Annotated in this window: 6 protein-coding genes; 4 read left to right on the forward strand and 2 right to left on the reverse strand. The window is 60.0% G+C overall.

The genetic code is table 11. The features are described from left to right. The 4 genes from CIK75_RS03735 to CIK75_RS03750 form a co-directional block, all read left to right on the forward strand. The coding region (locus CIK75_RS03735; RefSeq protein WP_198962391.1) for a PepSY domain-containing protein at positions 1-325 on the forward strand (325 nt) is incomplete at its 5' end. An 82-nt stretch (positions 326-407) separates the two neighbouring features. Next, positions 408-944 carry a copper resistance CopC family protein gene (locus tag CIK75_RS03740; protein WP_206745472.1) on the forward strand — a complete coding sequence of 179 codons (537 nt, stop codon included), beginning with the start codon at positions 408-410 and terminating at the stop codon, positions 942-944. A 12-nt stretch (positions 945-956) separates the two neighbouring features. Beyond that, positions 957-1,550 carry a copper chaperone PCu(A)C gene (locus CIK75_RS03745; RefSeq protein ID WP_096223260.1) on the forward strand — a complete coding sequence of 198 codons (594 nt, stop codon included), beginning with the start codon at positions 957-959 and terminating at the stop codon, positions 1,548-1,550. Continuing rightward, complete coding sequence (locus CIK75_RS03750; RefSeq protein WP_096223261.1) at positions 1,540-2,784, forward strand: Dyp-type peroxidase; 1,245 nt, start codon at positions 1,540-1,542, stop codon at positions 2,782-2,784. The genes CIK75_RS03745 and CIK75_RS03750 overlap by 11 nt, the downstream gene beginning before the upstream one ends. A gap of 528 nt (positions 2,785-3,312) precedes the next feature. Here CIK75_RS03750 and CIK75_RS03755 read toward each other — a convergent pair. Together CIK75_RS03755 and CIK75_RS03760 are read right to left on the reverse strand one after the other, a co-directional pair. Continuing rightward, entirely contained in the window at positions 3,313-5,601 is a 2,289-nt protein-coding gene (locus CIK75_RS03755) for an AAA family ATPase (protein WP_096223262.1), read from the reverse strand. Positions 5,602-6,665: 1,064 nt separating this feature from the next. After that, a complete protein-coding gene (locus CIK75_RS03760) occupies positions 6,666-7,142 on the reverse strand; it encodes a MarR family winged helix-turn-helix transcriptional regulator (protein ID WP_096223263.1) in 477 nt (158 codons plus the stop codon). Between the last annotated feature and the right edge of the window lie 151 nt (positions 7,143-7,293).

The following is a 7,293-nucleotide window of genomic DNA, read 5'->3' on the forward strand; positions in this document are numbered from 1 at the left end:
GGGGTCGATGTTCGGGCTGGCCAACCAGATCGTGATGTTCCTTCTCGGATCTGCCATCGCCACCCTGGTGGTCCTGGGTTACCGGATGTGGTGGAAACGCCGCCCGACCAGAACCAGGGGGCTAGCCAAGGCCCCCGAACGCGGGTCCCTGGCAACAGCGCCCTGGTGGGGTCTACTCCTTGTCGTGTCCGTGGCCGGCATTGTAGGTATCTTCCTGCCCCTATTGGGCATCACATTGGCAGGGTTCGTCCTCGTTGACGTGCTGCTCGGGTTCCGTTCCCGCTACCAGGGCCGTGCGCGCCTGGTTTCCAGAAAGGAGGGTTGAGCGCATGCGGGAACACCGACAGCACCCTCCAACCCGGCGTAGGTCCCAATACGGCAGGCCTTCGTGGCAGGCGGCGGTTGCCATGGCGTTGGCCTTGCTGGCTGCCGCGCTTTTCTTCGGCACTGCCCCGGCTTCGGCGCACGATGACTTGATCTCCTCCAACCCGGCCACCGGCCAGGTCATCCAGACCGCCCCCGAAGAAGCCGACCTCCAATACTCGGGCCAGATCATGGATATGGGCGCCCTCGTGCGTGTCGTGGACAGCGATGGCACCGACTGGGCCACCGGGAAAACCACCATCAAAGGCCGCGGCATCGACGTGTCCCTGAAACCGGGCATGCCCGATGGCCAATACGAGATACGGTGGCGGGTCGTCTCCGAGGACGGGCACCCCATCAGCGGACTCATCCCGTTCGCCGTGGGAAACGTGGCTGCCCCCACGGCCCCCCTGGGCTCCGGCCGCAAATCCATCGGGGAAGAGCCAGCGGCTGCCACATCGGATCAAGTGTCACCGGCCATGGCCCGCGGCCTGCTCATCGCCGGCATCGGCGTCGCAGCCGCTGGCATCACCTTTATCGCCCTGCTGTTCTTCAAGCGCGCCAACCCCACGAAACGATAGGAACAAAATTCCATGAACAAGCTCAAGAAGACCATGATCACCCTCGCGGCCGGCACCACCCTGCTGGCCCTGGCCGCTTGCGGCGGCACAGGCACCCAGCAGGCCGGGCAACCGCAAGCCGAATCGGTGCAGATCCACGACACCTGGGTCAAGGCGGCTCCGAAAGGCATGAGCGCGGCCTTCGGAACCCTGGAGAACACCTCCGATTCCCCGGTGACCATCACCTCGGTCACCACCCCGGCATCGAAGGAAGTCCAGCTGCACGAGACCGTGGAAAACGAATCCGGTCAGATGGTCATGCGGGAAAAAGACGGCGGGTTCACCATCGAACCTGGAAAATCCCTGGACCTGAAGCCGGGCGCGGACCACATCATGCTCATGGACCTGGGCAAGCCCATTGTCTCGGGGGACAACGTGGATTTCGTGGTCACCTTCACCGATGACAGCACCCAGAAGTTCACCGCCCCGGCCAAGGACTACTCCGGAGCCAACGAAAACTACTCCGGCGACGACAACAGCAGCAGCATGGACCACGGGGATATGGACATGGATATGGGCGATGGCGCCTCGATGTCCGGGACCATGGATGAGGGCCATGGTAAGTAACCAGCCCACATCCGATACACGTGACGGGCGACCGGCACGGCTTTCCCGACGCAACATCCTGTTGGGCAGTGCAGCCATGGGCGTTGGTGGAATAGCTTCCGCCGGCGCCGCGGTCCTGACCAAGCCACCCGAGGCCCGGGGGTCCCAAGACCTGAACGGCACCAAGGTCATCGCCTTCCACGGAGCGCATCAGGCCGGGATCGCGATCACACCGCAAAGCCACTCGAGCTTTTTCTCCTTGGATCTGAAACCCGGAACTGGTCGGGAAGAACTGATCCGGCTCATGCAGCTACTCAGCGGCGACGCAGCACGGCTGACGCGAGGTGAGCCTGCCCTGGCTGATTCCGAACCCGAACTCGGCCAGATTCCCGCCCGGCTCACGGTGACCTTCGGTTTCGGGCCGGGGTTCGTCGATGCCGCTGGCGGCCGTAAGCCCGATTGGCTGCGGCCGCTGCCTGCTTTCGGCATTGACCGATTGACCGGGGACTATGACCACGGCGACCTGCTCATCGAGGTGGCCGCCGATGACCCTATTGCGGTTGCCCATACGGCCCGGATGCTCCTGAAGGACAGTCGGCGTTTCACCGCTCTGCGGTGGGTCCAGACTGGTTTTCGCAGGGCCCATGGCTCCGTGAAGCCTGGGACGACAATGCGGAATCTGTTCGGGCAGGTCGATGGCACCGTGAATCCCCAACCCGGGACCGCGGAATTCGATGAGTTGGTGTGGTCGTCGGACTCCTGGTTGGCCGGGGGGACCAGCATGGTCATTCGCCGGATCAGCATGGACCTGGATAAATGGGATCACCTGGACCGTCCCGGGAGAGAGCAATCAGTGGGTCGGAAACTCTCCAACGGGGCACCCCTGACCGGTGCGCAGGAAGCCGATGAGCCTGATTTCAAGGCGCTCTCCCCAGTGGGCTTCCCAGTGATCCCCGAGTTCTCCCACATCAGGCGCGCCCGATCCGAGAATCCGAAGGAGAAGATCGTCCGCAGGGCGTTCAACTACGACGACCCGCCCAGCGGGTCCCGGATCTCGAATGCGGGTCTGATCTTCACCTCGTTCCAGGCAGACGTCGACAAGCAGTTCATCCCCTTGCAAAAACGACTGGATAAGTTGGATCTGCTCAACGAATGGACCACACCAGTTGGTTCGGCGGTATTCGCCATTCCACCGGGATGCAAGGAAGGCGGCTACATCGGGGAAACCCTCCTGGAAGCGAATAGGGCCTCGTAGGCCGCCGATGGGCATGCCTGGGCAGCACCATGTCCCGGACATGCCCATCAACCGGCACGTTTGCCGATTTCGAATGTCTCGATAAACGTTCCTTCAACGGTCCATATTTCGGCAAGCCAACCTCAGAGACTATCTCTGGCTGAAAGCGACACCTTCAAAGTCCTACACTGAAGCCAAAGTGAAACTTCGAATCAAGGAGCTGAATATGGGCGGCCAATCGTTAGCTGAGATAGCCTTCTGGGACATTTTTTCTGCAGCCCTACTACCTGCGCTGCTTCCGACCCTGGCGATCGTCGTTTTTGGGATGTTAATTCTTCGACGTCTCCCTAAGCGGTCACAAGTGGGAACGAAGCAGAATACGACCATCAGATAGCTTCCCGCGCATCCTTCCCCAGCGGACAGGCTCATCGGCCCCTTTTACCGTTGCCGCAAAGGGCCCCCACGCCGTCCGCCAAAAGGACCGGCTAACGAGCGCTATTCGGGGTCTATGCGAAGTTCGCAAGAACCCCGGCACGATAACCGTCTGCCTTACGCGAGAACCACCGGGTCTACGCCCGTCGCCGCGCACATGCGCACGAAGTGCTCATTGTCGACTGCTCTCAAGAATTCCATACACCTCCTGATTTGCCCGTGAACTGCGCGCGCATCTAGAACCTCGATGCTCTCTTGTCCTTCACCGTGAGAAAACCGGTTGCAGAAGTCGTACACGTCGCGGAAAGCGCCACCATTGCCCGAGTCGACAAGCACTTCTAGCTGCTGTCGGAAGTCCGTTCGATGGGGAGCCTTGTAGCTCGCGAAGACTTCGAGAACACGGCGAGCTGCGTTGGGAAGGAGGAATAGACGCTCATGATCTTCGGCATCGGCGATACCAGCCATGACCATCGAGAACAAATAGGCGTATTCGGAAGTGCTCTTAAGCAGCAAACTCGGGAGGTTGCCCAATCGTGTTCGGCGTTCACCGTCAACTACTGCGGTGAACATTTCCAGGAAAGCTACCTTCGGGAATTGGATCTCGTCCGCTTTGCCTTGCTCAATATTCTTTAACGACTTCCCCCAGGCGTTATTGTGCGACTTGAGGAACAGCCGGAGAAGACTGAAATCATGGGTAAGAATGACGTACTGGCCGAAGTCTTTCAAGGTGTCTATGAGCCACTGGTGGGTGGCGAACAGGGCCTCCCGGTCCAGGGAACTCGAGGGATCGTCGATAACGACAATTCGCTGCCCACGATCAACACCCGGTATTTGTTCGTCTTCAAGGTTACGAAGGAAATACAGCAACGAAAGAGTCGTCCTTTCGCCTTCGCTGAGAGCGGTGCCCGGCTTGTCGCCGCGCCGACAGGTGTAAGTCTTCCCGTCGCCAGTGATGGCGATGTTGAGATGGTCTTTCCCATAGACGCGTGCAAGGTCGCGGGTGAGCGTATCTGCCATGTCCTTTGTGGTGAACCGTGTCTGACGCAGAGCTTCAAGCTCTCGCTCCGCTATTTCCGCATCTCGACTACAGGCCAGACTCCTCAAGGCGGTATTTTTGGACTGCTCTTCAAGGTCCCGGAACGCCCGACTATTCGCGCCTAGTAGGTGATCGAGAACGACCTTTGTCCTCTCCGCCGTAAATTCCTCCTGGCGTTGTGCCTGATCATTGTGCGCGTCGACGGATCGCTTCAGCGCCGTGATCGACAACCCAGGAGTGATTGCGGACCAATCGGGTGTATCTGTGATGACGCTCGGATCTGCGATCTTTGAATCGAGAGCGTCCTTCACCGCTTGGAGCGCCGCTAAGCGCTCGGCCACGTCGGCTAACGCCTGGTCCCTCGCGTATTCATAGGCAGCCCGAAGCTCGCCTGACAGCTGCACGGGGTTAGGTAGAGCCGTACGCCAAGCTGTTAGGGCAGACATTTGGCAAGTAGCTGCAGCAAGCGTTTCCTGGGCCCTGGCCCGCAACTGCAGCCAACTCTCGTCGAAGTAGCGGGCCAGCCGATCGCGTCGTTCTCTTCCGATTTCGCTATCGCAGAACAGACAATTGTCTAGGTCCTCATGAAGTTCGAGTCCTTGCTCGACCCACTGTTGTGCGGGCGGGGATCCTTCGAGCGCAGCAATTGCCATGCGGGTAGGCGTCTCTGCGAGAAGGGCAGACATTTTTGCGAGGGGGATGGCGAACTCAGCCGGCGGCGCAGGAATGTCGGGGATCGGTCTAGGCGCGCCTTCTCCAAGGCGTTTTAAGGCCTCCGCATGCGAGTTGACGTCGGGGAACTCTGCGGCGTATCCGCGCATCCCATCCTGAACTTTTGGGATGGAGTAGCGATTCTTCGTGAAATGGTTGTAATCGAATTCCTTCAGCTCAGAAACGATCCGGTTCTGAACTTCTCGAGCCAGCTCGTCAACCTTCTGCGCCGCAGCTCCGCTTTCATCCTCTGCCGCACTGGCTTCGTCACGGAGCTGCTCAATCTGCGCACCTAATCGCTCTTCCTCTTCTTTGGCGGTGATGGCTTCGCGGCCAAGTGTCACAATGGCGGAGGCACTTTTGCCATCCAGGAAGGCGGAGAGGTTTTCTTTTACCCATTTGCGGGTGAATACGGCCATGGACGGTGATGGGCTCACTCCGCCAGCGCGGACAGTGACCTTCTCTCCATCATCACTCTCCCAGATCACGTCAGTCGCACACTGCTCCTCTGTGAGGCTGAGGAGAAGTTCGGACAAGGTGGATTTGCCACTTCCGTTATGTCCGTAAACCACTGTCCGGCGTCCCAGAGGGCGATCATTGGGCCAGAATCCTGCACTGAAGGACCTCCAATGGTCCTTGAGATCAATTCGACGAAGCATGCACAGAATCTAGCTGATATTCCAGCCAGCTGCGCCGGTGCCAGCCAGGACAGGGTCTCCCCATGTGCAGCAGCATGGGTTGCAAGCGAAATGTCGTTACGAGTATCGGGCCTCACATCCGGGCACAGAAACTCGGACCACCGGGTGGGGCGACGGCCGGTTGAGGCCGGTACCCTTTGTGACAAGAATGAATGTGTCGTTGCCTGGACGCGCAAGACGGCAACATCAGGTGCTCCAGAAGACTTTGTGAACGACCTAGCCGCCGCCTACCGGCGGTACGGTACAGATGACGAACGTATGCAAAAGGCCAAGATTCCCACCTCTGATCACAGTGCAAACGACTCGAGCATTCCGGACAGCTGGTTTGGAGAACTATGACAGTCGCGGATGCCATCCCGGCAGAGGTTCCACATACGGCGTGATGTGGATGGCGCTCTCGCCGTGTTTGGATAAACCATGAGAACTTCCAGAAAGACCCGGTACGCGACATTGGGAATCGTGCTCACTCTCGTAGGAGTAGCAGGCGGTTTTTTGATGTTCTTACAGCCCTGGAGGAGCTGCCCTGAGATTGACGACAGCTCTGCTGGCTGCCCAGCCACCGGAAGCGATCAAGGCCTACTTGCTGTTGCTGTTCTTGTTCTAATGGTTGGGATCGTGCTTCTGGCAATGTCTGTCTCCACTAAACGAGAGCAGGTTCAGGCCGGAACCGCCGGACCCTTCGAGTGATTCACCTAAGTGTCCTTAGGAGCAATCCACGCAATCTCATGGCGCTCTTATGGATACCTTGCACTGCGCCGTAGAGCGTTCCTCCGGCGGGCACAGGGATGTTGTGAAGACGACTTTGGACATTCCGTGCAGTCGTCTTGGAAAACGCCAGGACCACGGCTGAGGGCTGGCCATCCCGTATGTTGTCCACGCGCTCCCTCGTCTCCCGGCTCAAAAATATGCGCCAAGGCAACGGCATCAGGTCGCACTATCGGGTCGCCCGCCGCCCATCGCGAGGATCCGCTTGAACCATGCATGGGACGTGCCTTCTACACGCATGCTCGGCCGTAAGTGGCCAATTACCCATCGTCGTACCGCGAGAGCTGGTCACGAATGACTCGGAGTTGTAAAGCCAGGAGCGGGATCTGGTCGGCGGCAACACCGATACGCTCCGGGGCGTTGATTGCGCTGACTTGCGGACGGACTCGGGCGAGGCGTTCACGGCCGGAGGTGGTGATGCTGATCCCGGCCGCTCTGCCACGGCGAGGCGGACCATCGCGCTCGACGACCTCCTGGGAAAGGAGGTCCTCGATGAGCGGATCCATACTCTGTGGTCGGACCATCAGCGCTCGGGCCAGTTGTGCCTTGGTGAAGTCATCGCCGTCCGCCAGGCAAGCCAAGACACCGAACTGGGTCGGTGTCAGCCCGACGGTGGCGAACAGCTCTCGGAAGGCCCGCGCCGCGAGACTGGCTGTCTGGACCAGCTCCCACAACACCAAGTCCTCATCCGGGGTTCGGTCGGCGGGTAGCGGCATGCCGTGCACATCCTCGGTCATCTTCGCCTCCGTCGTGTCAGGGCGCGCGCCACGGTCGCGCCAACGGCGGCCACCGGGGTCATGGCACGCAGGGCGAGGGTTCCCGAGGGGCTGGCTGCGGCCTTTATCCAGGCTACGGGTTGCAGGGACTCACGCACCGCAGGAGCCGCTC

The sequence above is a fragment of the Glutamicibacter sp. BW78 genome, from assembly GCF_002332245.1.
Classification (GTDB): domain Bacteria; phylum Actinomycetota; class Actinomycetes; order Actinomycetales; family Micrococcaceae; genus Arthrobacter_H; species Arthrobacter_H rhombi_A.